Below are 25,968 nucleotides of genomic sequence, written 5' to 3'. Positions count from 1 at the left end.
TCCTACACAAGCCACACCGAACACCAATACCAAGCTGTAGTAAAGGTCACGGGGTCTTTCCGTCCTGCTGCGCGTAACGAGCATCTTTACTCGTAGTGCAATTTCGCCGAGTTCGCGGTTGAGACAGCTGGGAAGTCGTTACGCCATTCGTGCAGGTCGGAACTTACCCGACAAGGAATTTCGCTACCTTAGGATGGTTATAGTTACCACCGCCGTTTACTGGGGCTTAAATTCAGAGCTTCGCCCAAAGGCTAACCCTTCCTCTTAACCTTCCAGCACCGGGCAGGCGTCAGTCCGTATACATCGTCTTGCGACTTCGCACGGACCTGTGTTTTTAGTAAACAGTCGCTTCCCACTGGTCTCTGCGGCCTTCACCGCTCACGGAGCAAGTCCGGTCACGGTTCCGGCCCCCCTTCTCCCGAAGTTACGGGGGCATTTTGCCGAGTTCCTTAACCACGATTCTCTCGATCTCCTTGGTATTCTCTACCTGACCACCTGAGTCGGTTTCGGGTACGGGCGGCTGCAACCTCGCGTCGATGCTTTTCTCGGCAGCATAGGATCACTGATTTCCCCAAAACGGGTACGCGTCGGATCTCAGGCACACAGACGACGGATTTGCCTATCGTCAGCCCTACATCCTTACACCAGGTTCACCTTACGGATACCATCGCCTGGCTCAGCTACCTTCCTGCGTCACACCTGTTCATACGCTAGCCGCACCAGCATGGGGTCGAGCGTTAGACCGGCCCGCATCACCCCGAAGGGATCCGCTGGTCCGGGTTAGGACTCTTAGCACCACTGGATTAGCTTGGGCGGTTGTTCGCCGGTACGGGAATATCAACCCGTTGTCCATCGACTACGCCTGTCGGCCTCGCCTTAGGTCCCGACTTACCCAGGGCGGATTAACCTGGCCCTGGAACCCTTGGTCTTTCGGAGGACGGGTTTCTCACCCGTCTTTCGCTACTCATGCCTGCATTCTCACTCGTGTGGCGTCCACGGCTGGATTACTCCGCCGCTTCACTCGCCACACGACGCTCTCCTACCACTCCGCACGACTGAACCACGAAGGCTTGTCAATATGCGAAATCTACAACTTCGGCGGTGTGCTTGAGCCCCGTTACATTGTCGGCGCGGAATCACTTGACCAGTGAGCTATTACGCACTCTTTCAAGGGTGGCTGCTTCTAAGCCAACCTCCTGGTTGTCTATGCAACTCCACATCCTTTCCCACTTAGCACACGCTTAGGGGCCTTAGTTGGTAGTCTGGGTTGTTTCCCTCTCGACGATGAAGCTTATCCCCCACCGTCTCACTGCTGCGCTCTCACTCACCGGCATTCGGAGTTTGGCTGACGTCAGTAACCTGTTGAGGCCCATCGGCCATCCAGTAGCTCTACCTCCGGCGAGAAACACGCAACGCTGCACCTAAATGCATTTCGGAGAGAACCAGCTATCACGAAGTTTGATTGGCCTTTCACCCCTATCCACAGCTCATCCCCTCCATTTTCAACTGAAGTGGGTTCGGTCCTCCACGACGTCTTACCGTCGCTTCAACCTGGCCATGGATAGATCACTTCGCTTCGGGTCTAGGACATGCGACTCAAATCGCCCTATTCAGACTCGCTTTCGCTACGGCTACCCCACACGGGTTAACCTCGCCACATATCGCTAACTCGCAGGCTCATTCTTCAAAAGGCACGCCGTCACCCCTACAAGGAGGCTCCGACGGTTTGTAAGCAAACGGTTTCAGGTACTATTTCACTCCCCTCCCGGGGTACTTTTCACCTTTCCCTCACGGTACTTGTCCGCTATCGGTCATCTGGGAGTATTTAGGCTTATCAGGTGGTCCTGACAGATTCACACGGGATTTCTCGGGCCCCGTGCTACTTGGGATACACATCCGGCCATAACACCATTTCGTCTACGGGGCTGGCACCCACTACGGCCTGGCTTTCAAACCAGTTCGACTATGATGCGCTGTAACCGTCCCAGTCCGGCAGAACTGAGCGACGTGTCCCACAACCCCGACCATGCAACGCCCGCCGGCTATCACACATGATCGGTTTAGCCTCATCCGCTTTCGCTCGCCACTACTCACGGAATCACATGTTGTTTTCTCTTCCTGTGGGTACTGAGATGTTTCACTTCCCCACGTTCCCTCTACCCGCCCTATATATTCAGGCGGGAGTCACCAGGTCGACAAGTCGCCTGGCGGGGTTTCCCCATTCGGAAATCCTCGGCTCACAGCTCGATTATCAGCTCCCCGAGGCTTATCGCAGATTTCTACGTCCTTCTTCGGCTCCAGATGCCAAGGCATCCACCGTTTGCTCTTAGAAACTTGACCACAAAGATTAAAATTGCGATCGACTCGAACAACAACCAGCAAGCCGGTCATCGTCACGAGCGATCTAAGATGCTCGCGTCCACTGTGTAGTTCTCAACATACGATCGGCACCACACTCCCCCGACACTCTCGTGTCAGCTTCATGTAGCCCATCGAAGAACCAGCAACACCCAGAGCCTGCACGGCCCCGACTGTCACGGCTCAACCCCCGACCAACCGGCCGGGAAGCCTGGTCCCTCAGGACCCAACAACGTGCACCAGCCATCCCGCTCACCACCAACCCGTTCCCAACCCACCGAAGCAGGTCGTACTGAGGTCGGCAGCCACGCTGACGACTGCACTGTCAATGTTCCACCCATGAGCTAACCGTCGGACACGTTCGGTCCGAATCGGCGCCTGAACCAGCCTGCGTTGCATCAACACAGTGGTCAGATGCTCCTTAGAAAGGAGGTGATCCAGCCGCACCTTCCGGTACGGCTACCTTGTTACGACTTAGTCCTAATCACCGATCCCACCTTCGACGGCTCCTTCCACAAGGGTTAGGCCACCGGCTTCGGGTGTTACCGACTTTCATGACTTGACGGGCGGTGTGTACAAGGCCCGGGAACGTATTCACCGCAGCGTTGCTGATCTGCGATTACTAGCGACTCCGACTTCATGAGGTCGAGTTGCAGACCTCAATCCGAACTGAGACCGGCTTTTTGGGATTCGCTCCACCTTACGGTATCGCAGCCCTTTGTACCGGCCATTGTAGCATGCGTGAAGCCCAAGACATAAGGGGCATGATGATTTGACGTCATCCCCACCTTCCTCCGAGTTGACCCCGGCAGTCTCCTATGAGTCCCCGCCATAACGCGCTGGCAACATAGAACGAGGGTTGCGCTCGTTGCGGGACTTAACCCAACATCTCACGACACGAGCTGACGACAACCATGCACCACCTGTACACCGACCACAAGGGGGCGACCATCTCTGGCCGTTTCCGGTGTATGTCAAGCCTTGGTAAGGTTCTTCGCGTTGCATCGAATTAATCCGCATGCTCCGCCGCTTGTGCGGGCCCCCGTCAATTCCTTTGAGTTTTAGCCTTGCGGCCGTACTCCCCAGGCGGGGCGCTTAATGCGTTAGCTACGACACAGAAACCGTGGAAAGGTCCCTACATCTAGCGCCCAACGTTTACGGCGTGGACTACCAGGGTATCTAATCCTGTTCGCTCCCCACGCTTTCGCTCCTCAGCGTCAGTTACGGCCCAGAGATCTGCCTTCGCCATCGGTGTTCCTCCTGATATCTGCGCATTCCACCGCTACACCAGGAATTCCAATCTCCCCTACCGCACTCTAGTCTGCCCGTACCCACTGCAAGCCCGAGGTTGAGCCTCGGGATTTCACAGCAGACGCGACAAACCGCCTACGAGCTCTTTACGCCCAATAATTCCGGACAACGCTTGCACCCTACGTATTACCGCGGCTGCTGGCACGTAGTTAGCCGGTGCTTTTTCTGCAGGTACCGTCACTTTCGCTTCTTCCCTACTAAAAGAGGTTTACAACCCGAAGGCCGTCATCCCTCACGCGGCGTTGCTGCATCAGGCTTTCGCCCATTGTGCAATATTCCCCACTGCTGCCTCCCGTAGGAGTCTGGGCCGTGTCTCAGTCCCAGTGTGGCCGGTCACCCTCTCAGGCCGGCTACCCGTCGTCGCCTTGGTGAGCCATTACCTCACCAACAAGCTGATAGGCCGCGAGTCCATCCCCAACCAAAAAATCTTTCCACCACCAGGCCATGCGACCAGTAGTCATATCCAGTATTAGACGTCGTTTCCAACGCTTATCCCAGAGTCAGGGGCAGGTTACTCACGTGTTACTCACCCGTTCGCCACTAATCCACCCAGCAAGCTGGGCATCATCGTTCGACTTGCATGTGTTAAGCACGCCGCCAGCGTTCGTCCTGAGCCAGGATCAAACTCTCCGTAAAAAAATTACCAACCACACCCGAAAGCATGGCCGAGTTGATACTGACAAAAAGAACTGTCAACTGACAATTCTGTCTATCCAAAAGGAATTGTCTCCGGACCGAGCAAGCTCGGCCACGGGGTCAATAAATTGGCATTGACAATGTGCACGCTGTTGAGTTCTCAAGGACCAGACGCACTCCCCACTCGACCCCGAACACGAGGTTTCGCCAGAGAGGCTTTCGTTCTTGGTTTGACCACCGGTGTGTCGTCGGACCTGAAGGCCCAGTGGCTCATCCCTGTCGGGAGAGAACCGGTGGAGTAGTCATCCTAGGCGTCGAAGCGAACCAGCGCAAGGCCAGTTCTGAACTTCAGTGGAGGATCGTCCCGCTTGAGGGCCGGCAGGCCCTGGGCTCTCGCTCCAGCCGCTCCGCCGCACCTTTGGGGTGACGAGTAAGAACTCTACGTGCGGACCGGGGGCAGCGCCAACCGGCCGTACTTCCCGGGCGTGTCGCGTTCTGCAACACCGGCTCCCGGAACGCAGCGACGCCCGGCTCCCACAGGGGGAACCGGGCGTCGACGGGCGGAGCCGATCAGCCGATCGACACACCTGCGAGGGTCTTCTTGCCTCGACGGAGCACGAGGACTCCCCCCGGGAGCGCGAGCTCCGACAGCCGTGCGGTCGCGTCTTCGGCCCGGGCGTTGTTCACGTACACGCCACCCTGGTCGATGGAACGACGGGCCTCCCCGAGGGACTTCACGAGTCCGGTCTCGACGAGCGCCTTCGCCACGTCGGCATCACCGGGCAGCGTGGTCGAACCGGGGAGCTCGGCGATCGCCGACCGGAGGGTGTGTTCGTCGAGGGTCGTCAGGTCCCCGTTGCCGAAGAGCGCCGCGGCCGCGTCGATCGCCGCCTGCGTCGCCTCGACCCCGTGGACCACCGCGGTCACCTCGAACGCCAGCGTGCGCTGGGCCTCTCTGCGGAAGGGTTCGGCGGCGACGGCCTGCTCGAGTCGCTCGACCTCGGCCCGTGACAGGAACGTGAACTGCCGGAGCCGCTCGACGACGTCGGCGTCCGAGGTGTTGAGCCAGAACTGGTAGAACGCGTACGGCGACGTCATCTCCGGGTCGAGCCAGATCGCGTTGCCCTCGCTCTTGCCGAACTTCGTGCCGTCGGAGTTCACGATCAGGGGCGTCCCGAGCGCGTGCACCGTGGCCCCCTCGGTGCGCCGGATCAGCTCCGTCCCCGAGGTCAGGTTGCCCCACTGGTCGGAGCCACCGGTCTGCAGGGTGCACCCGTACTGCAGGAAGAGCTCCCGGTAGTCGAGTCCCTGGAGGATCTGGTAGCTGAACTCGGTGTAGCTGATCCCCGCGTCGGAGTTCAGACGCGCGGCGACGGCGTCCTTCTTGAGCATCGAGTTGACGCGGAAGTACTTGCCGATGTCGCGCAGGAAGTCGATCGCCGAGAGCGGCGCGGTCCAGTCGAGGTTGTTCACCAGGCGGACACCGTTGTCGCCGTCCGGGCTGAGGAACCGCGACACCTGGGCGCGCAGTCGCTCGACCCAGTCGGCGACGGTCTCCGGGGTGTTCAGCGTGCGCTCGGCCGTCGGTCGAGGATCGCCGATGAGCCCCGTCGAACCGCCCACGAGCGCGAGCGGCTTGTGGCCGGCCAACTGGATGCGCCGCAGCGTCAGCAGCTGCAGGAGGTTGCCGCAGTGCAACGAGGGCGCGGTCGGGTCGAAACCGCAGTAGTACGTGATCGGCTCGCCGTCGAGGGCCTCCTTGAGTGCGGTCTCGTCGGTCGAGACGTGCACCAGACCACGCCAGCGCAGTTCGTCCCACACCGAGGCGAAGGTGGGATCGTTCTGCTGGCGCGTCAGGACATCGAGCGCGGTATCACTGGACACCTGGCAATCGTACCGGCCGGGAGGCGCGGGGCGGGTCCCGGGTGCAGGCCGCCGGTTCCGTCGCGACGTGCCAGCGGCGGGACGGCCGTGCCGGTGGGGATCAGTCGAGCGCACCCTTGTGCCGTCGGTACGCCGAGACCGTGGGGTCGCCGGTCAGCCAGAAGCGCCAGGGGAAGCGCGCGCCGCCGGCGATGCCGCCGACGCCGGTGCGCGGTCCGCGCGAGATGCGCGGCACGCCTGCGGCGTCCGTCTCGGCGAGCAGCTCGTCGACGACCGCAGCCGCCGGGGCGGAGGCGAGCCGTGCCTCCAGGCCGGGCACCAGGGTGAGCGTGAACGGGCCGGACCCGTCGAGGAGCGACGTGCCGTCGTCCGTGCCGAGCACGGCACCGAGCGCGACGCCGAGGTTGCCCGGGCCGCGGGCGAGCGCGACGTCGGCGGGGCGAGGTCCCCGCCGTTCTCGGGCGACGGGGAGGCCCGCGACGACCTCGCCGCCGCGGAGGAGCGTTCCGGCCGACGTGCCCTCGGCGCCGCTGACCACGTTGACGCACGTGTGGATGCCGTACGAGCGGTAGGCGTAGAGCGTCCCCGGTGGACCGAAGAGGTGGCGGTTGCGCTGGGTCATCCCACGGTGGCCGTGGGAGCCCGGGTCCGTCGGGCCGTGGTAGGCCTCGACCTCCGTGATGCGGATCGCGACCCCGCGTCCGGTGATCGTCGCGCCGAGCAGGGCCGGGGCGGACGTGGGAGCGGGCTCGGCGAGCACCGCCCGCAGCGCGTCGGTCATCGGGTGAAGGGTGCACCCTCCGCCAAATCGCGGACGCGCTGGGTCAGGGACGTGAGCTGCTCCGCGACCCGGTCGGGAGCGGTGCCGCCGGCCCCCGCACGGGACGCCACACTGCCCTCGATCGTGAGGGCCGAGCGGACCTCCGGCGTGAGGTGCTCCGACACGGCGCGGTACTCGTCGTCGGTCGGCTCGTCGAGCTCGATGCCGCGCTCCTCGCAGTGGCGGACGAGGGCACCGGAGACCTCGTGGGCGTCACGGAAGGGGACACCCTGCCGGACGAGCCACTCGGCCACGTCGGTCGCGAGCGAGAAGCCCTGCGGCGCGAGCTCGGCCATCCGGTCGGTGTCGAAGGTCAGCGTCGCGATCATGCCCGTGAACGCCGGGAGCAGGACCTCGAGCTGCTCGACGGAGTCGAAGACGGGCTCCTTGTCCTCCTGCAGGTCGCGGTTGTACGCCAACGGCAGACCCTTGAACGTCGCGAGCAGGCCGGTGAGGTTGCCGAGCAGCCGGCCGGACTTGCCGCGCGCGAGCTCGGCGATGTCCGGGTTCTTCTTCTGCGGCATGATGCTCGACCCCGTCGAGAACGCGTCGTGGAGCCGGACGAAGCCGAACTCCTTCGTGTTCCAGAGGATGACCTCCTCCGCCAGGCGCGAGACGTCGATGCCGATCTGCGCGAGGACGAAGGCGAACTCCGCCACCACGTCACGACCCGCGGTCGCGTCGATCGAGTTCTCCGCGGGCCGTGCGAAGCCGAGCTCGTGGGCGATCGCCGTCGGGTCGAGCCCGAGCGAGCTGCCGGCGAGGGCACCGGCACCGTACGGGCTGACGCTCGCGCGGGCCGACCAGTCGCGGAGTCGCTCGAGGTCGCGCACGAGCGGCCAGGCGTGGGCGAGCAGGTGGTGTGCGAGGAGCACGGGCTGCGCGTGCTGGAGGTGCGTCCGGCCGGGCATGATCGCGCCGGGGTGCTCGTTCGCCTGCTGGCTGAGCGCGTCCACGAGGTCGATCACCAGGTGGCCGATGCGCCGACCGTGGTCGAGCATGTGCATGCGGCCGAGCGTGGCGATCTGGTCGTTGCGGCTCCGACCGGCGCGGAGCTTCCCGCCGAGTTCCGGACCGAGGTCGGCGATGAGCAGCCGCTCGAGCGCACCGTGGACGTCCTCGTCGGAGTCGTCCGGCTGCAAGTCGCCGGTGGCGTGCGCGTCGGCCAGCCGGTCGAGGCCGGCGAGCATGCGCTCCAGCTCGTCCTCGGTCAGGTAGCCCGCGGTGTGCAGCGCCCGGGCGTGCGCACGCGAGCCGGCGATGTCGTACGACGCGAGCTGCCAGTCGAAGTGCGTCGACTTGGAGAGGGCGGCCAACTCGGCGCTCGGGCCGTCGGCGAAGCGGCCGCCCCAGAGGGCGCCGGTGTTGGTGGCGTCGGTCTTGGCGTGCGGGGCTGCGTCGGTCATGTCGTCCTGCTGGTCGTGGCGGCGGGTGGTGCGAGGACCCGCGTCGGTCGGATGCGGGCGGGCGGCGCGGAGGCGGGTCGCTCGGGACGGGAGCGGCGAGGCGGAGGCGGGACGTGCCTCCAGGCCGGTGGTGGGACGGGAACAGCGGGTCCCGCCCCACCGGGGTCGGCTAGTTGGCGGCGTCGCGCCGGGCCGAGATCTTCGACGGCAGCGACCACAGCTCGATGAAGCCCTTCGAGAGGGACTGGTCGAACGTGTCGCCGGTGTCGTAGGTCGCGAGGTCGAAGTCGTAGAGGCTCTGCTCCGACTTGCGACCCGTGACCGTCGCACGACCGCCGTGCAGCTGCAGGCGGATGTCGCCCGAGACGTGCTGCTGGGTGTGGTCGATGAACGCGTCGAGGCTGCGCTTCAGGCCACCGAACCACAGGCCGTCGTAGACCAGGTCGGCCCACTCCGCCTCGATGCCGCGCTTGTAGCGGTTGACGTCGCGCTCGAGGGTCAGGCTCTCGAGCTCCTCGTGGGCGGCGATCAGTGCCATCGCCGCGGGGGCCTCGTAGACCTCACGCGACTTGATGCCGACGAGGCGGTCCTCCACGACGTCGATGCGGCCGACGCCGTGCTTGCCGGCGAGCGCGTTGAGCTCCTGGACGATGCGGAGGACGCTGAAGCGCTGACCGTCGATCGCGACCGGGACGCCCTGCTCGAAGGTGATCGTGACCTCGTCGGCGTCACGCGGGACCGAGGGGTCCTGCGTGTACGAGTAGAGGTCCTCGATGGGGGCGTTCCACGGATCCTCGAGGAAGCCGGTCTCGACCGCGCGGCCCCAGACGTTCTGGTCGACCGAGTACGGCGACTTCTTCGACTGCTCGATCGGCAGGTTGTGCTCGTTCGCGTAGACGATCGCCTTGTCGCGGGTCAGCGCGAGGTCGCGGACGGGCGCGACGCTCGTCAGGTCGGGGGCGATCGCTGCGACGGCGGCCTCGAAGCGGACCTGGTCGTTGCCCTTGCCGGTGCAGCCGTGCGCGACGCTGTCGGCTCCGAGCTGCTTCGCCGTGAGGGCGAGGTGCTTCGCGATGAGCGGGCGGCTCAGCGCGGAGACGAGCGGGTAGCGCTTCTGGTACAGCGCGTTCGCCTTGAGGGCGGGCACGAGGTAGTCGTCGGCGAACTCGTCCTTCGCGTCGACGACGACCGACTCCACAGCGCCGCAGTCGAGTGCGCGCTGACGGATGGCGTCCATGTCCTCGCCGCCCTGGCCGACGTCGACCGCCAGCGCGACGACGTCCTTGCCGGTGGCGTCCTTGAGCCAGCCGATGCCGACGGAGGTGTCGAGGCCTCCGGAGTACGCCAGTACGACGCGGTCTGCCATGTGGTTTCTCCTTGGGGGTGGGGGTGTCAGTTGGTGGGGGCCGTGGCCGGTGCGGCCGGTCCGGCCGTGGCCGGTCCGGCCGTGTTCGCGGCCAGGAGCCAGGCGAGGAGCGCCTTCTGGGCGTGGAGCCGGTTCTCCGCCTCGTCCCAGATGATGCTGCGCGGGCCGTCGATGACCTCGGCCGTGACCTCGAAGCCGCGGTCGGCCGGCAGGCAGTGCAAGAAGACGGCGTCGTCGGCGGCGTGCGCCAGCAGCTCGTCGTCCACGCGGTACCCGGCGAAGGTGTCGAGTCGCGACTGCTTCTCGTCCTCCTTGCCCATCGACACCCAGGTGTCGGTGACGACGACGTCCGCGCCGGCGACGGCCGCGACCGGGTCGGTGACCACGAGGACGGAGCCGCCCGTCACGGCGGCGCGCTCTTCGGCGTCCGTCACGACCGAGGCTGCCGGTGCGAAGGACTCCGGTGCGGCGACCCGGACGTGCATGCCCGCGGTCGCCCCGGCCAGCAGGTACGACTGCGCCATGTTGCTCGCGCCGTCGCCGACGAACGCCACGGTCTGACCAGCGAGCGTGCCGCGGTGCTCGCGGATCGTCAGGAGGTCGGCGAGGAGCTGGCACGGGTGGAAGTCGTCGGACAGGGCGTTCACCACCGGGACCCGGGTGCCGGCGGCCATCTCCTCGAGGCCCGACTGCGCGTAGGTGCGCCAGACGATCGCGGACACCATGCGCTCGAGCACGCGCGCCGTGTCCGACGGGGTCTCCTTGCCGCCGAGCTGGCTGTTCGCCGTCGTGATGACGAGCGGGCTGCCGCCGAGGTCGGAGATGCCGACGTGGAACGACACACGTGTCCGCGTGGAGGACTTGTCGAAGATGACCGCGACGGACTGCGGGCCGGCGAGCGGCTTCGCGGCCCAGCGGTCGGCCTTCATCTGCGCCGCGAGGTCGAGGATCGCGGACTGCTCGGCCTGGCTCAGGTCGTCGTCGCGGAGGAAGTGGCGGGTCATGCGGAGGGCTCCTGGGTGCTGGCGACGGCCGCCAGGCTCTCGGCGAGGATCGACACGAACTCGTCGATCTCGGCGTCGGACACGATGAGCGGAGGTGCGATGCGCAGGCTCGACTCGTTCGGCGCGTTGATGATGAGGCCCCGCTCGAGCGCGGCCTGGTTGACGGCGGGTCCGACCGGACCGGTCAGACCGACGCCGATGAGCAGGCCGGTGCCACGGACCTCGGCCACGAGCGGCGAGTCGATCGAGGCGATGCCCGCACGGATCCGCTCGCCCTTCGTCACCGCACCGGCGACGAGGTCGGCGCGCTCGATCTCCTCGAGGACGGCGTTCGCGACGCGGGTGCCGAGCGGGTTGCCGCCGAAGGTCGAACCGTGCTGCCCGGCCGAGAACAGGTCGGACGCCCAGCCGAAGGTCACGAGGGCGCCGATCGGGAAGCCGCCGGCGATGCCCTTCGCGATGGTGATCGCGTCCGGGGTGAACCCGTGCCCCTGGTACGTGAACCAGTTGCCCGTCCGCCCGACCCCGGTCTGGATCTCGTCGAGGATGAGCAGTGCGCCGTGCTCCTCGGTCAGGCGACGTGCGGCGAGCAGGAAGCCCTCGGGCAGGTCGACCACACCGGCCTCGCCCTTGATCGGCTCGAGGATGAGCGCCGCGACGTGGTCGTCGAACGCGGACTCGAGCGCCTCGACCGTGGAGTCGACGTGCTCGACACCGGGGACCATCGGCAGGAAGTCCTCCTGCAGCGCGGGTTTGCCGGTGAGCGCGAGCGCCCCCATCGTCCGGCCGTGGAACCCCTGCTTCAGCGCGAGGATTCGGGTCTTGCTCCCGTCGGCGCCCTTGTTGAGGCGAGCGAGCTTGAACGCAGCCTCGTTCGCCTCGGCACCGGAGTTGCCGAAGTACACGCGACCGGCGTCCCCGGCACCCGTGATGCGCTTCAGGCGTTCGGCGAGCTCGAGTTGCGGCGGCGTCGCGAAGTAGTTCGAGACGTGCACGAGCTTCGCCGCCTGGTCGGCGACGGCCTCCACGAGCGCCGGGTGTGCGTGCCCGAGCGAGTTCACCGCGATGCCGGCGAGGAAGTCGAGGTACTCGTTGCCGTCGACGTCCCACACCCGACAGCCCTCGCCGCGCTCGAGCATGATCTTCGGCGGGGTCAGGGATCGCATGAGCGACGCCCCGAACCGGTCGTTCCAGGTCTGGGTCTGCGTCTCGGTGCTCACTGCTGCTGTCCCTTCTCGGTCGCGTCGGCCACGTGCTGGCCGGTGCTGCTGTCCACCGACGGTGACGCGACGCGTCGGCCGATCTCGGCGTGGGTCATCTGGTTCTCGGTCCGGCGGCTCGGGTCCGGGATCACCTCGGTCCCCGCTCCGCGGAGGGTGAAGACCTCGAGCAGGATGGAGTGCGGGATGCGCCCGTCGATGATGGTCGCCCCACCGACCCCGCCGACCACGGCATCGAGGCACGCGGTCATCTTCGGGATCATCCCCGACTCGAGCGACGGCAGGAGCGCCCGGAGCTCCTCGACCGCGATGAGGTCGACGATGGAGTCGCGGTCCGGCCAGTTCCGGTACAGCCCCGGGACGTCCGTGAGCATCATGAGCTTCGCGGCCTTGAGGGCGATCGCGAGCGCTCCGGCGGCCGCGTCGGCGTTCACGTTGAGCGCCTGGTCCGGGTGGGCGTCGTCGATCGCGATGCTCGAGACGACCGGGATCCGGCCGGCTTCGATCGCGGCGAGGACACCCGACGGGTCGACGTGCGTGATGTCGCCGACGTGGCCGAGGTCGAAGTGCTCGCCGTCGACGACGACGCCCTTCTTCTCGCCGGTGAACAGCGAGCCGCCGTCGCCGAAGACGCCGACCGCGAGTCCCTCGCCGTGCTCGTTCATGAGGTCGACGATCTCGCGGTTGACCTCGCCCGCCAGGACGTCACGGACGACGGTGATCGCCTCGGTCGTGGTGACGCGGTACCCGCCCCGGAACTCGGACTCGATGCCCTGCTCCTTGAGCGCCGCCGAGATCTGCGGTCCGCCGCCGTGCACGACGACCGGGTGCAGCCCTGCGTAGCGCAGGTACACCATGTCCTCGGCGAAGGCCCGCTTGAGGTCCTCGTTGATCATCGCGTTGCCGCCGAACTTGACGACGACGACCTTGCCCGAGAACCGCTTCAGCCAGGGCAGGGACTCGATGAGCGTCGCGGCCTTGACGGCGGCGAGCTCGTGCTCTTCTTCCTTCGTGAGGTCGTGGTCGCTCATCAGCTGGAGTACGCGCTGTTCTCGTGGACGTAGTCGTGCGTCAGGTCGTTCGTCAGGATCGTCGCCGCGTGCGGCCCCACCCTGAGGTCGATGAGCACGTGGGTCTCGCGACCGGTCAGGTCGACGGTGTCGCTCGGCTCGTCGGGCGCCCCCGCGTGGCAGACCCGGACGCCGTTCATGCTGACGTCGACCGCGTACGGGTCGAAGTCGGCGTCGGTCGTACCGATGGCCGCGAGCACCCGGCCCCAGTTGGGGTCGTTGCCGAACACGGCCGCCTTGAAGAGGTTGTTCCGTGCGACGCTCCGGCCGACGGTCACGGCGTCGTCCTCGCTCGCGGCGCCGACGACCTCGATCGCGATGTCGTGGCTCGCGCCCTCGGCGTCCTGCTGCAGCTGCTTCGCCAGGTCGGCGCAGACCGCGGTCAGGGCCTCCTGGAAGTCGCCGACCTCCGGGGTGGTCCCGCTGGCGCCGGAGGACATCAGGACGACCGTGTCGTTCGTCGACATGCAGCCGTCGGAGTCGACGCGGTCGAAGGTCACGCGGGTGGCCGCGCGGAGTGCCTGGTCGAGTTCGTCGGCGGACAGCAGCGCGTCGGTCGTGATCACGACGAGCATCGTCGCGAGGCCCGGTGCGAGCATCCCCGCACCCTTCGCCATGCCGCCGACCGTCCAGCCGTCCTCGGTCACGACGGACTGCTTCGGCTTGGTGTCGGTCGTCATGATCGCCGTGGCGGCATCAGGGCCACCGTCCGGGGACAGCGCGGCGGACGCGAGATCGACGCCCTTCAGGACGTTGTCCCGGAAGGTCTGGTCGCCGACGCCGATGAGGCCGGTCGAGCAGACCACGACGTCGCCCGCACCGATGCCGAGGGAGTCGGCGACCGCCTCGGCGGTGAGGTGCGTGGTCTGGAACCCGAACGGACCCGTGAAGCAGTTCGCACCGCCGGAGTTCAGAACCACCGCGCGGGCGATGCCGTCGCCGACGACCTGGCGGGACCAGATGACGGGGTGCGCCTGCGCGCGGTTGCTCGTGAAGACGGCGGCGACCGCCGCCTCGGGCCCGTCGTTGACGACGAGCGCCACGTCGGGCTTCCCGCTCGTCTTGAGACCGGCGGTCACGCCGGCGGCGCGGAAGCCCGCAGCTGCGGTGACACCCTGTCCGGTCGACCCTGCCTGGAGGCCCGGCTCGGCTCCGCCACGCTGGGCCGGCTCGTGCTGGGCCGGCTCGTGCTGGTTCGGCTCGTGCTGGTTCGGATCGGTCACGGTGCGACTCCGTCCACGCTGAGGCCGAGGGTCTCGGGGAAGCCCAGGGCGATGTTGGTGGACTGGACCGCTGCCCCGGCGGTGCCCTTCGCGAGGTTGTCGAGCGCGCTCACGGCGACGACACGGCCCGCGGCCTCGTCGACGGCGATGCCGACCAGGCAGGTGTTCGCTCCGACCGTGTCGGCGGCGCGGGGGAACTCGCCCTCGGGCAGCAGGTGCACGAACGGCTCGTCCGCGTACGCCTGCTCCCATGCAAGCCGGACGTCGCGGGCGCTGACCCCCGGCGCGAGCTTGGCGGTCGTCGTCGCGAGGATCCCCCGCGACATCGGGACGAGCACGGGCGTGAACGAGATCGTGACGTCCGAGGCGCCGGCGACCTGCAGGTTCTGCTGGATCTCCGGGATGTGCCGGTGCTTGCCGCCGACCTGGTAGGCGCTCGCGGAACCCATGATCTCGGCGGCGAGGTAGGTGGTCGCGAGCTTCTTGCCGGCCCCGCTCGGCCCGACCGTCAGCACCGCGACGATGTCGTCCGACTCGACGAGCCCGGCCTGGATGCCCGGCTGGATCCCGAGCGTCACCGCGGTCACGTTGCACCCGGGCACCGCGATCCGCTTCGTACCGGCCAGCTCCGACCGCTGCCGGCCCTGCGTCTCGATGTCGTCCTCGTCGCGCCACTCCTCCGCCGACCCCGGCACGGGTGCGGCGTGCAGGAGTTCCGGGAGCCCGTAGGTCCAGGCGCCGAACCAGTCGCCGCCGTAGAACGCTTCCCACGCCGCGGGATCGGTCAGCCGGTGGTCCGCGCCGCAGTCGACCACGAGGGTGTCCTCGTCGAGCTCGGCGGTGATCGCCCCGGACTGCCCGTGCGGCAGTGCGAGGAACACCACGTCGTGTCCGCGGAGGTTCTCGGCCGTCGTCTCCACGAGGGTCAGGTGTGCCAGCGAACGGAGGTGCGGCTGCGTGGCGATGAGCGGCTGTCCGGCGTTCGAGAACGCCGTCACCGTCCTGACGTCGAACTCGGGGTGAGCGGAGAGCACGCGCAGGAGCTCACCGCCCGCGTAGCCGGAGGCTCCCGCCACGGCGACGGATACGGACATGGGTTTCCACCTTAGGTCGGACTGGTCGTCGAGAGAGTCGGAGGCGGCGGCCCCGGGCGGTGATCCTGAGGATCAGTCGCGCAGGGTCGCCCCGAATCGCTCGCCGGCACGTCGGACAGCGCCGTCACGGGCCTCGGAGGCCTCGGCAGCGGTCAGCGTGCGGTCCGTGGCGCGGAAGCGCAGCGCGAACGTCAGGGACTTCTGTCCCTCGCTCACGCCGGCGCCCCGGTAGTCGTCCACGAGGCGAGCATACTCCAACAGCTCGCCGGCACCAGAGCGGACGGCCTCGAGGACGTCACCCGCCGCGACGTCCGCGTCGACCACGAGCGAGAGGTCCTGCGTCGCCGCCGGGTACGACTCGATCGGGGCGACCGACACGAGCTCGGGTGCCGCCGCGACGAGGGCGTCGAGGTCGAGCTCGAGCACGGCGACCACGCGCGGCAGCACCGCGGCCTCGCTCAGCTCCGGCAGCAGCTCGCCCGCGACGCCGACGACGGCGTCACCGACGAGGAGCGATGCCGTCCGGCCGGGGTGCAGCGACGGGTGGGTCGACTGCGCCACGGTCAGGTCGACGCCGACCGCCCAGGCGACCTCGCGTGCCGCATCGAGCGCATCCGCGATCCCGTACGGCTCCGCTGCGGTGCCCGGCTGCTTCGGGACCCGGTTGCCCGTGAGGAGCGCGGAGACGTGGAACGGCTGCGCCGGCAGGGACGCATCGAGGGCTGCGAGGGTCTCGCGGTCCGGCAGGGCGGCACCGGCGGGGACGTCCGTCGTGCCGAGCTCGTGGCCGTCCGCCGGCAGGAAGACCCGCGACGTCTCGTAGACCGCGACGTCGACGAGGCCGCGCGACACGTTGCGCCGCGCGACGTCGACGAGCGCCGGCAGCCCGCTGCGACGGAGTCGGTTTTGCTCGCTGTCGAGGGCGTTGGCGAGCACGACGCTCGGCCCTCCGTCGCCGTCGATGCCGGGGTAGGCGTCCTGCGCGGCGGCGGACACGAACGGCGCGGTGACGACCTCGACCAGGCCCGCGGCTGCGAGGGCGTTCGCCACGCGGCGACGAGCCTGCTGGTGGCCGGTGAGCCCGCGGCCGGGCGGGGCGACGGGGAGGACGCTCGGGATGCGGCCGTAGCCGACGATCCGGGCGATCTCCTCGACCAGGGTGGTGTCGTCGCCGAGGTCCGGGCGCCACGTGGGCGGGGTGACCGAGAGCAGCTCGCCGTCGACCTCGACCGTGGCGCCGATCGCGCGGAGCGTGTCGATGACCTCGGCGTCGGTGTACTCGACGCCGATCAGCTCGGCCGGGCGTCCGATCCGCATGGCGATGGTCGCTCGGGGCGTCGTGTCGACGAGGGTCGAGCCGAGCGGGTCGGCGGTTCCCCCGGCGAGCTCGACGAGGAGCTCCAGGGCGCGGTTCGCGGCCGCCTCGGACACGAGCGCGTCGACACCGCGCTCGAACCGCCGGGACGCCTCGCTCGGGAGCTTGTGGCGACGAGCCGTCCGGGCGATGGACACCGGGTCGAACACGGCGGCCTCGACGAGGACGTCGGTCGTCGTGTCGGAGATCTCCGTGCGGGCACCGCCCATGACGCCGGCGAGGCCGACCGGGCCGTCGTCGTCGGTGATCACGAGGTCTTCCGGGTCGAGCTTCCGCGTGACGTCGTCGAGCGTGACGAGGGTCTCACCCGCGGCCGCCCGGCGGACGCCGAGACCGCCGACGACCTTCGCGAGGTCGTACCCGTGCAGCGGCTGCCCGAGCTCGAACATGACGTAGTTGGTGATGTCGACCGGCAGCGAGATCGAGCGGACCCCGGCCAGGGCGAGGCGTGACACCATCCATGCCGGTGTCTTCACGGTGGGGTCGATGCCCCGGACGACCCGGGTGACGAAGGTGTTCGCACCCAGGCGGCCACGGATCGGGGCGTGGTCGGCGATCGAGACCGGGAAACCCTCGGCGGTGCGGGGCGTCACGCGCTCGGCGGGGTCGTGGAACGAGGCGCCGGTGGCGTGCGCGTACTCGCGGGCGACGCCGCGCATGCTCATGGCGTAGCCGCGGTCGGGTGTGACGTTGATCTCGACCGCGGCGTCGTCGAGGCCGAGCAGCGAGATCGCGTCCGCCCCGACCTCCGGCTCCATGCCGAGGTCGGCGAAGCGGAGGATGCCGTCGTGCTCGTCACCGAGTCCGAGCTCGCGCGCCGAGGCGATCATGCCGTCGGACACGTGGCCGTAGGTCTTGCGGGCGGCGATCGGGAACGGGCCGGGCAGCACGGCTCCCGGGAGCGTCACCACGACGAGGTCGCCTGCGACGAAGTTGTGCGCGCCGCAGACGATGCCGCGGGGCTCGGGCTCGCCGACGTCCACCTGGCACCAGTTGATCGTCTTGCCGTTCTTCTGCGGCTCCGGCTCGAGCGACAGCACCCGGCCGACCACGATCGGGCCGGTCAGGTCGTAGGTGTGGACGTCCTCTTCCTCGAAGCCCACCGACACGAGCGCCGCGTGGACGTGCTCGAGGGTGGCGTCTTCGGGGAGGTCGACCGATTCACCGAGCCAACGGAGTGGGACGCGCATCAGACCACCGTTCCGAACTGCTGCGAGAAGCGGATGTCGCCCTCGAGGAAGTCACGCATGTCGTTCAGGCCGTTGCGGAACTGCAGCGTCCGCTCGATGCCCATGCCGAAGGCGAAGCCCTGGTACTCGTCCGGGTCGATGCCGGCGGCGCGCAGGACGTTCGGGTTGACCATGCCGCAGCCGCCCCACTCGACCCACCGCGCGCCACCCTTGGCGTTCGGCTGCCAGACGTCCATCTCGGCGCTCGGCTCGGTGAACGGGAAGTAGTTCGGGCGGAGGCGGATCTGCGCCTCGGCGCCGAACATCTGCCGTGCGAAGTGCTCGAGCGTGCCGCGCAGGTGCGCCATCGTCAGGCCCTTGTCGATCGCGATGCCCTCGACCTGGGTGAAGACGGGCAGGTGCGTGGCGTCGAGCTCGTCGGCGCGGTACACGCGCCCGGGGGCGATGACGTAGAGGGGCAGCTCGCGCGAGAGCAGCGACCGGACCTGCACGGGCGACGTGTGGGTCCGCATGAGCAGGTGTCGTTCGACGGGCTCGACGAAGACGGTGTCGGCCATGGCGCGGGCCGGGTGGTCCTGGTCGAAGTTCAGGGCGTCGAAGTTGAACCACTCGTGCTCGAGCTCGGGGCCCTCCGCGACCTCCCACCCCATGCCGACGAAGATGTCCGCGACGGCGTCGTTCAGGAGCGACAGCGGGTGCCGCGAGCCGGGCGTGCGGCGCGAGGGCAGGGCAGTGACGTCGACGCGCTCGGACTCGAGTCGTGCGCGTTCTTCGGCCTCGGCCAGGACGGACTCCTGCTCGGCGACGGCCTGGTTCACGCGACCACGGGCCTGCCCGACGAGCTTGCCGGCCGCGGCCTTCTGCTCGGGCGGCACACTGCGCATCGACGCGTTCATCCGTGCCAACGGCGACTGCTCACCGGTGTGCTCGGCCCTGGCCTGCTTCAGCTCGGCGACGGTCGTCGTGGCCCGGACGGCCGCGAGGGCGGCGTCCACGGCGGCGCTGACGGCCGGTTCGCTGATCTCGAGGTGTTCTGACACGAGGCCCAAGCCTACCGGCCGATGGGATACCGCCGTCCTGTACCCGGTGGACGGTGGAGGGAGGACCCGTGTCAGCCCGCTGTGGAGGAAGCAGCCGCGGCCCGCTGCGCGAACGCGCTCTCGTACAGGCACACCGAGGCCGCGGTGGCGAGGTTCATCGACTCCGCCTGCCCGTAGATCGGCACCTTGACCGCACGGTCGACGAGCGCGAGGTCCTCGTCGGTCAGCCCGCGGGCCTCGTTCCCGAAGACCCACGCCGTCGGCCCGTCGAGCATGCCGTCCGCCCGCACCTCCGGGAGGTCGTCGCCCGACACGTCCGCCGCGAGCACCGTGTAACCGAGCGCCTTCGCCCGCGCGACCGCGTCGGCGAGCGTCACGCCCACCGAGACCGGCACGTGGAACAGCGAGCCCGTGGTCGAGCGGACGACCTTCGGGTTGTACGGGTCCACCGAGCGCCCGGTGAGGACCACCGCGTCGGCGCCGGCGGAGTCGGCGGCGCGGATGATCGTGCCGGCGTTCCCGGGGTCCCGCACCTGCTCGAGGATCGCGACCAACCCCGGCAGCGAGTCGTCCGTCGCGGAGTCCCCACGAGCCTCCAGGCCGTCCGACGCGTCGACGGAAGCCGGATCCGGGAAGACCGACCGCACCGACGTCGGGAACTGCTGGCAGACCGCGACGACCCCCTGCGGCGTGACCGTGTCCGCCATGGTGTCGAGCACGTGCTCGGTGACGAACCAGGTGTCGACCGGCGCGTCGTCGAGCGCGTAGCGCGCGGCCGCGGTCGGCGTCACGTAGAGCTCGCGGAGGAGCTCGGGGCGGTACTCGAGTGCCTCGCGGACGGCCTGCGGCCCCTCGAGCAGGAACAGGCCGGTGTCGGCGCGGACGTCCTTCTTGGCCAGCGCTGCGACGGCGCGCACACGGCCGGCCTTGGGGTTCTCGAGGAGATCACTCACGGACACCAGTCTAGGAACGCACGAAGCCCCCGTTCCGCGGACGGGACGGGGGCTTCGTGGTGCAGCTGGCGCGACTACGCGGCCTTCGGGGCCGAGGTGTCGGCCGGCAGGGCCTTCTTGGCGGTCTCGACGAGCGCCGCGAACGTGTCGGGGTTGTTCACCGCGAGGTCCGCGAGGATGCGACGGTCGACCTCGACGCCGGCCAGGTTCAGACCCTGGATGAGGCGGTTGTAGGTCAGGCCGTTCGCACGCGACGCAGCGTTGATGCGCTGGATCCAGAGGCGACGGAACTCGCCCTTCTTGGCGTGACGGTCGCGGTACGCGTAGACGAGGGAGTGGGTGACCTGCTCCTTGGCCTTGCGGTACAGGCGCGAACGCTGGCCGCGGTAGCCCTCGGCGCGCTCGAGGATGACGCGGCGCTTCTTGGCGGCGTTGACCGCTCTCTTTACACGTGCCATTGATCTATTCCTTTACGTTCCGCCGGCTCAGTGGCCGAGAAGCTTCTTGACGTTCTTCGCGTCGGCCTTGGCGAGGACCTGGTCCTCGTTGAGGCGGGCCTTGCGCTTGGCGCTCTTGACCTCGAGGTTGTGACGCATACCGGCCTGCTGCTTCATGATCTTGCCGCTGCCGGTGACCTTGAAGCGCTTCTTCGACCCGGAGTGGGTCTTCTGCTTGGGCATGGAGGTGCCTTTCCGTGGGATGGGGTTGGGGGCCGCTACGGTGCGGGATCGGTCGCGAGGACCTACTCGGCCGGGGCGGCCTGCTGCTCCGAGCTGGACGCGGCGGAGGAGTCCTCGCCGGTCTTCGCAGCGTGCTCCGACGCGCGACGCTCGGCCTTCTGTGCAGCACGCTTGGCGTTCTGCTCGCCCTTGACGTCGGACTTGTTCTTGAGCGGAGCGATGATCATCGTCATGTTGCGGCCGTCCTGGGTCGGACGCGACTCGACGACGCCGAACTCGGCGATCTCCTCGGCGAACCGCTGGAGGAGACGGACGCCCTGCTCGGGACGCGACTGCTCACGACCGCGGAACAGGATCATGGCCTTCACCTTGTCGCCACCGAGGAGGAAGCCCTCGGCGCGCTTGCGCTTGGTCTCGTAGTCGTGCTTGTCGATCTTCAGGCGGAACCGGACCTCCTTCAGGTCCGTGTTCACCTGGTTGCGACGCGCTTCCTTGGCCTTCTGCGCAGCCTCGTACTTGAACTTGCCGTAGTCCATGATCTTGGCCACGGGCGGCTTCGAGTTCGGGGCGACCTCGACCAGATCCAGTTCGGCTTCCTGCGCGAGACGCAGGGCCATGGCGATCGGGACAACGCCGACCTGCTCACCCTGGGGGCCGACGAGTCGGACCTCGGGAACGCGGATTCGGTCGTTGGTGCGGGGATCGGTGATGCGGAGCTCCTTCAATCAGGTGGTTGGCCGTCCGGGGCTGTTGCCCTGGACGACGGCACGAGAGAGGAGGTCTGACGCACGGATCGGAACCCGTTTGCACCGCCCGACGTCTCCCTTGCGGGAGGACCTGCCGGTCTCGCGTTGCACGAGCCCGGCGGAGCGATGGGGACCCGGTAGCCTGGTGGTGCACAGCCGCGGGTGGGAGAGACTCCTCTTTCGCAAGACGCCGTTCGAGCCCCCGAGGGCGCACGGGCAGCATCTGCCGCGACAGAGTCTAGCAGAGGAGCACCGTGACCGACACCCCGCCGAACGAGCCCACCGGAGCCGACGAGGCGCGTGACATCGCGGAGGTGCCGGCGGTCGAGCTCATCAACACCGTCGCGGTGCACCTGCTGAGCGCCGCGGCCGTGAAGGTCGGGCTCGCGGACGACCCGCAGGAGCAGACCGACCTCGACGAGGCCCGGAAGCTCATCACCGCCCTGGCCGGGCTCGTCACCGCCGCCGCGACCGAGATCGGCGACCACCACGCCCGACCGCTGCGCGACGGGCTGCGATCGGTCCAGCTGGCGTTCCGCGAGGCCTCCGCCATCCCGGACGCCCCGGGCAAGGGTCCGGGCGAGAAGTACACCGGTCCCGTCAACTGAACCGTCGGTCGCGATCGCGACCGGACGACGGACTGGAGGCCCGTGGCGACGCCGCCACGGGCCTCCGGTCCGTCAGGCCGACCTGTCGGTGAGTGCCGCGCGCGGGCAGGCCCGCCAGCCAGCTCTGCGCGCGCAGCTCCGTCAGCCAGCGCTGCGCGCGCAGCTCCGACAGCCAGCGCGGCGCGCGGCGAGCCGCGCGACGGCCGTCAGGGGGATGCCCACACAGTCCGGCCGGTTGCGGCTCTCGTAGACGACCACGTAGACCGCCTTGTCGAGCTCGAAGGCGTCGAGGACCTCGCGGTGGGCGCGCAGGTCACCACCGATCCCCTGCTCGTAGCCGGCCAGGAACGCGTTGCGGGCACCGTGCGCCCAGTCGCCGGTGTCCACCGGATCGGCATCGTGAGCGAGTGCCCCCGCGACGTAGTCGAACGACCGCAGCATTCCCGCTACGTCGCGCAGCGGGACGTCGGGCACGGAACGCTCGGCGAGCGGACGGAGCGGCTCGCCCTCGAAGTCGAGGAACACCCACCCCCGTTCACCCGGCACCGCGAGCACCTGACCGAGGTGCAGGTCGCCGTGGATGCGCTGCAGGTCCGGCCACGACGCCTCGGCGGCCCGGGCGTACACGGCACGGACGGCGTCGGCGTGCTCCGCGACCGCCGGGGCCTCGCGTTCGGCTGCCGCCAGGCGCGCGTGCAACGTCGCGAGGGCGTCACGGCGACGGTCGTCCGTCGCGGGGATCGTCGGCATGACCTCGGCGAGCGTGCGGTGCACCTCGGCGAGCGCCGACCCGAGCCGCGTCGCGTCGTCGACGAAGGCGGTGCCCGCACGGGCGTCGTCGAGCGCCACGCGCCAGGCGTCCCGGGTGCCCGGCAGGAACTCCTGGGCGACGGCGAGGTGTCCGGTCGCGGTCCCCTCCGGCCGTCCGGTGTCCGGCCAGGAGCCGCGGAGCGCGCCGTAGACCGCCGGCACCCGGGTGCTGCCGGCCGCCGACAGTGCGAGCTGCGTGGTGACGTCGGGGTTGTCGCCGTGGTGCAGCACGCGGAAGACCTTGACGATGACCTGCGCGCCGGACTCGGTGTCGCAGATGACGGAGGTGTTCGACTGCTCACCGGACAGCACGCGAGCCGCGGTCACGGTGCCGATCGGCCGGAGCGACTCCGGGCCGGCGTCGATGCGGGCGGCGAGGCCACGGACCCAGCCGAGGTCGGCCGTGGCGTCGGTGAGGGTGCCGTCGCGCACGACGACCGGCGCCTGGTAGAGGACGGCGCCCGTCGCGGCGTCGTCGAGGACGAGGCGGGTGTCGTCGTCGGTGGACAGCGTGCGGAGCGTCGGGCCGGCGCCTCCCTTGGCGGCGTACCAGCGCTGTGCGGCGACCCACGGTGCGAGGTCGTGGTCGGAGGGAGCGTCGCTCATGCCGCGGAGGCTACGCGCCCGGCGCTGGGGAGGTGGGGGACGCGGTCCGCGGTGCGTGCGGCGCCGGGGAGCCGAGGGACGCGGTGCCAGGATGGGGCCGTGCCGCACTACCTCGAGGACCTCGCCGCCGGACAGACCTTCACCACCCCGGGTCGGACGATCACGGAGGCCGACGTCGTGTCGTTCGCCTCGTGGACGAACGACAACAACCAGGTGCACACCGACGTCGAGTTCGCGGCACGCACCCGGTACGGCCAGCGCGTCGTGCACGGGCTGCTCGGCACGTCGCTCTGCCTCGGCCTCATCGCACGCACGGGGGTCTTCGAGGGCTCGGCCGTGGCGCTGCTCGGGATCGACCAGTGGCGCTTCACCGCTCCGGTGTTCATCGGCGACACCGTGACGTGCTCGGTGGAGATCCTCGCGACGCGGCTGACGAGCTCGGGGACGACGGGCATCGTCGAGCGGGCCGTGTCCCTCCGCAACCAGCACGGCGAGGTCGTCCAGCAGGGGCGGATGGACGTCATGGTGCTGACCCGGGACGCCGCGATCGCGTGACGAACGGCTCGGTGCCGGTTCGTCGCCACGGCTCTTTACAACGATGTACGCGCGGGTCCAGCATGGACGCATGAGCACGCTCGCCGGCAACGACGCCGCCCCCACCATCCTCCCCGTCGCGACCGAGCAGGACGGCACGTACCCGCGGCCGCAGCTCCTCCGCCCGACCTGGGCCGACCTCGACGGCACGTGGTCGTTCCGCAACGACGGAGACGACGCCGCATGGCGCTCGGGCTTCCCGGACCCGCGGGACATCACCGTGCCGTTCCCGCCCGAGTCCGTCGCGTCCGGGATCGACGAACCGGGCTTCCACCCCGTCGTCTGGTACTCGCGGCGCCTCACCGGTGCCGACCTCGCCGCCGCCGGGTACTCCCCCGCGCAGCCTCGGCTGGTCCTCCACTTCGGCGCCGTCGACCACCGGGCACGGGTATGGATCGACGGGCAGTTCGTCGGCGAGCACGAGGGCGGCCACACCCCGTTCGCCTTCGACGTCACCGAGGTGCTGACGGCCGACCCCGACGCCGAGCACACGCTCGTCGTCCGCGCCGAGGACGACCCCCTCGACCTGACGCAACCGCGCGGCAAGCAGGACTGGCACGAGGAGCCGCACGCCATCTGGTACCGCCGGACCACGGGCATCTGGCAGACCGTCTGGCTCGAGGCCGTGCCGACCGTGTCGATCGCAGCCCTGCGCTGGACGAACGTCGACCACGCCACGGTCCGGCTGTCCGTCCGGCTCGCGGGCACCCGACCGGGCGGCGAGCGCCTCCGCGTCGCGGCGTGGTGGGGCGACGAGCGCCTCGCGACCGTCGAGTCGGCCCTCGGTGACGTCGCCCGGTCGAGCGCGATCGACACCGAGTTCGACGTCGTCGTGCCGATCGCCCGGCAGACGAACGGGCAGGCCGAGGACGAACTGGTCTGGACGCCCGAGACCCCCCGGCTCGTCGACGCCACCGTCACCCTGCTCGACGGCAGCGGTGCGGCGACCGACGCGGTCGCGAGCTACTTCGGCGTCCGCACGACGACGGTCGGTCAGGGCGCGTTCCTGCTCAACGGCCACTCCTACGACGTCCGCAGCGTCCTGAACCAGGGGTACTGGCCGGACTCCCACCTGGCTGCGCCGTCCCGGGAGGCACTCCGCCGCGAGGTCGAGCTCATCAAGGAACTCGGCTTCAACGCGGCGCGGAACCACCAGAAGGTCGAGGACCCGCGGTTCCTCTGGTGGGCCGACAAGCTCGGGCTGCTCGTCTGGGGCGAGATGCCCGGGGCCTACGCGTTCTCCCCCACCGCCGTGCAGCGGTTGGTGCGGGAGTGGATGGACGCCGTCGAGCGTGACGCCTCGCACCCGTCCATCGTGACCTGGGTCCCCGCGAACGAGAGCTGGGGCGTGCAGCACATCGCCGACGACCCCGCGCAGCAGGCGTACGCGCGTGCGCTCGCGGACGTGGCCCGAGCCCTCGACCCGACCCGCCCGGTGATCTCGAACGACGGCTGGGAGCACCCCGCATCGGACATCCTCTCCGTCCACGACTACGAGGGCGACGGCGACGTCATGGCCCGCACGTACGCCGACGACGCCGCCCGCACAGCCCTGCTGCGCGGCATGGGTCCGGCGGACCGGCAGATCCTCGTCGGCGGTGCGGTCGACGAGGGGCAGCCCGTGATGCTCACCGAGTTCGGTGGTGTGAACTACCAGCCCGGCGTGCAGCGCGAGGACGGGTGGGGCTACACCTCGGCGTCCGACGGCGACGACTGGATCGCGCGCATCACCGGTCTGTACGACGCGATCCGGGCGAGCACGTTCCTCGCAGGCTCCTGCTACACGCAGCTCACCGACACGATGCAGGAGACGAACGGGCTGCTCAACGCCGATCGCACGCCGAAGGTCCCGATCGAACAGATCCGCCGCGCGGTCACGGTCCGGCGGGCGGGCGCGACCGCGTCTGCCGGACGGTGACGGCCGCGACCGCTGCCTCACCGCGTGCGAGGATCGTGCGGTGACCGACGTGGCGG

Annotated in this window: 19 protein-coding genes and 2 rRNA genes; 3 read left to right on the top strand and 18 right to left on the bottom strand. The window is 68.8% G+C overall.

Annotation, left to right across the window (positions count from 1 at the left end; translation table 11 throughout):
• The 17 genes from ACSW7Y_RS05970 to infC all read right to left on the bottom strand — a co-directional run.
• A 23S ribosomal RNA gene (locus ACSW7Y_RS05970) occupies positions 1–2,340 on the bottom strand; the annotation flags it as partial.
• Positions 2,341–2,783: 443 nt separating this feature from the next.
• Positions 2,784–4,305 (bottom strand): 16S ribosomal RNA (locus tag ACSW7Y_RS05965).
• A gap of 570 nt (positions 4,306–4,875) precedes the next feature.
• Positions 4,876–6,189, bottom strand: a complete 1,314-nt coding sequence (tyrS, locus tag ACSW7Y_RS05960) for a tyrosine--tRNA ligase (RefSeq protein ID WP_438125410.1) — start codon at positions 6,187–6,189, stop codon at positions 4,876–4,878.
• A gap of 100 nt (positions 6,190–6,289) precedes the next feature.
• Positions 6,290–6,970 carry a DNA-3-methyladenine glycosylase gene (locus ACSW7Y_RS05955; protein ID WP_438125409.1) on the bottom strand — a complete coding sequence of 227 codons (681 nt, stop codon included), beginning with the start codon at positions 6,968–6,970 and terminating at the stop codon, positions 6,290–6,292.
• The gene (argH, locus tag ACSW7Y_RS05950) at positions 6,967–8,415 is read right to left on the bottom strand and encodes an argininosuccinate lyase (RefSeq protein ID WP_438125408.1); all 1,449 of its coding nucleotides are present in this window, start codon (positions 8,413–8,415) and stop codon (positions 6,967–6,969) included. Before argH ends, ACSW7Y_RS05955 begins: the two co-directional genes overlap by 4 nt.
• Before the next feature lie 169 nt (positions 8,416–8,584).
• On the bottom strand, positions 8,585–9,781 hold the full coding sequence (locus ACSW7Y_RS05945; RefSeq protein WP_438125407.1) for an argininosuccinate synthase: 1,197 nt from the start codon (positions 9,779–9,781) through the stop codon (positions 8,585–8,587).
• 26 nt (positions 9,782–9,807) lie between these two features.
• Positions 9,808–10,785, bottom strand: a complete 978-nt coding sequence (argF, locus tag ACSW7Y_RS05940; RefSeq protein ID WP_438125406.1) for an ornithine carbamoyltransferase — start codon at positions 10,783–10,785, stop codon at positions 9,808–9,810.
• Positions 10,782–12,005, bottom strand: a complete 1,224-nt coding sequence (locus ACSW7Y_RS05935) for an acetylornithine transaminase (RefSeq protein WP_438125405.1) — start codon at positions 12,003–12,005, stop codon at positions 10,782–10,784. Before ACSW7Y_RS05935 ends, argF begins: the two co-directional genes overlap by 4 nt.
• The gene (gene argB, locus ACSW7Y_RS05930) at positions 12,002–13,036 is read right to left on the bottom strand and encodes an acetylglutamate kinase (RefSeq protein ID WP_438125404.1); all 1,035 of its coding nucleotides are present in this window, start codon (positions 13,034–13,036) and stop codon (positions 12,002–12,004) included. Before argB ends, ACSW7Y_RS05935 begins: the two co-directional genes overlap by 4 nt.
• On the bottom strand, positions 13,036–14,298 hold the full coding sequence (gene argJ / locus ACSW7Y_RS05925) for a bifunctional glutamate N-acetyltransferase/amino-acid acetyltransferase ArgJ (RefSeq protein ID WP_438125403.1): 1,263 nt from the start codon (positions 14,296–14,298) through the stop codon (positions 13,036–13,038). The genes argB and argJ overlap by 1 nt, the downstream gene beginning before the upstream one ends.
• Positions 14,295–15,392: an N-acetyl-gamma-glutamyl-phosphate reductase gene (locus tag ACSW7Y_RS05920; protein WP_438125402.1), complete on the bottom strand. Its 1,098-nt coding sequence runs from the start codon at positions 15,390–15,392 to the stop codon at positions 14,295–14,297. The genes argJ and ACSW7Y_RS05920 overlap by 4 nt, the downstream gene beginning before the upstream one ends.
• A 72-nt stretch (positions 15,393–15,464) precedes the next feature.
• Positions 15,465–17,957, bottom strand: coding sequence for a phenylalanine--tRNA ligase subunit beta (gene pheT, locus ACSW7Y_RS05915; RefSeq protein ID WP_438125401.1), 2,493 nt, complete (start codon positions 17,955–17,957; stop codon positions 15,465–15,467).
• Positions 17,957–18,997, bottom strand: coding sequence for a phenylalanine--tRNA ligase subunit alpha (pheS, locus tag ACSW7Y_RS05910; RefSeq protein WP_438125400.1), 1,041 nt, complete (start codon positions 18,995–18,997; stop codon positions 17,957–17,959). Before pheS ends, pheT begins: the two co-directional genes overlap by 1 nt.
• A gap of 71 nt (positions 18,998–19,068) precedes the next feature.
• Entirely contained in the window at positions 19,069–19,950 is an 882-nt protein-coding gene (locus tag ACSW7Y_RS05905; RefSeq protein WP_438125399.1) for a TrmH family RNA methyltransferase, read from the bottom strand.
• A gap of 74 nt (positions 19,951–20,024) precedes the next feature.
• Positions 20,025–20,408 (bottom strand): 50S ribosomal protein L20, encoded by a 384-nt coding sequence (gene rplT, locus ACSW7Y_RS05900; RefSeq protein WP_058730008.1) that lies wholly within the window; start codon positions 20,406–20,408, stop codon positions 20,025–20,027.
• A 27-nt stretch (positions 20,409–20,435) separates the two neighbouring features.
• Positions 20,436–20,630, bottom strand: coding sequence for a 50S ribosomal protein L35 (rpmI, locus tag ACSW7Y_RS05895; RefSeq protein ID WP_022903519.1), 195 nt, complete (start codon positions 20,628–20,630; stop codon positions 20,436–20,438).
• A 62-nt stretch (positions 20,631–20,692) separates the two neighbouring features.
• The gene (gene infC, locus ACSW7Y_RS05890) at positions 20,693–21,355 is read right to left on the bottom strand and encodes a translation initiation factor IF-3 (protein ID WP_438125398.1); all 663 of its coding nucleotides are present in this window, start codon (positions 21,353–21,355) and stop codon (positions 20,693–20,695) included.
• Positions 21,356–21,630: 275 nt separating this feature from the next.
• Between infC and ACSW7Y_RS05885 the strand changes: the two genes are divergently transcribed.
• On the top strand, positions 21,631–21,984 hold the full coding sequence (locus ACSW7Y_RS05885; RefSeq protein ID WP_438125397.1) for a DUF1844 domain-containing protein: 354 nt from the start codon (positions 21,631–21,633) through the stop codon (positions 21,982–21,984).
• Positions 21,985–22,125: 141 nt separating this feature from the next.
• Here the strand turns inward: ACSW7Y_RS05885 and ACSW7Y_RS05880 are convergent, their stop codons facing one another.
• Positions 22,126–23,400, bottom strand: coding sequence for a phosphotransferase (locus ACSW7Y_RS05880; RefSeq protein ID WP_438125396.1), 1,275 nt, complete (start codon positions 23,398–23,400; stop codon positions 22,126–22,128).
• Positions 23,401–23,499: 99 nt separating this feature from the next.
• Here ACSW7Y_RS05880 and ACSW7Y_RS05875 point away from each other — a divergent pair, with 99 nt between their 5' ends.
• Both ACSW7Y_RS05875 and ACSW7Y_RS05870 read left to right on the top strand, forming a co-directional pair.
• Positions 23,500–23,955, top strand: coding sequence for a MaoC/PaaZ C-terminal domain-containing protein (locus ACSW7Y_RS05875; protein WP_438125395.1), 456 nt, complete (start codon positions 23,500–23,502; stop codon positions 23,953–23,955).
• Between the two features lie 70 nt (positions 23,956–24,025).
• Complete coding sequence (locus tag ACSW7Y_RS05870; protein ID WP_438125394.1) at positions 24,026–25,912, top strand: glycoside hydrolase family 2 TIM barrel-domain containing protein; 1,887 nt, start codon at positions 24,026–24,028, stop codon at positions 25,910–25,912.
• The last annotated feature ends 56 nt before the right edge of the window (positions 25,913–25,968 follow it).

The sequence above is a fragment of the Curtobacterium flaccumfaciens genome, from assembly GCF_051548005.1.
GTDB lineage: Bacteria > Actinomycetota > Actinomycetes > Actinomycetales > Microbacteriaceae > Curtobacterium.
This window is presented reverse-complemented; position numbering and strand designations above follow the sequence as displayed.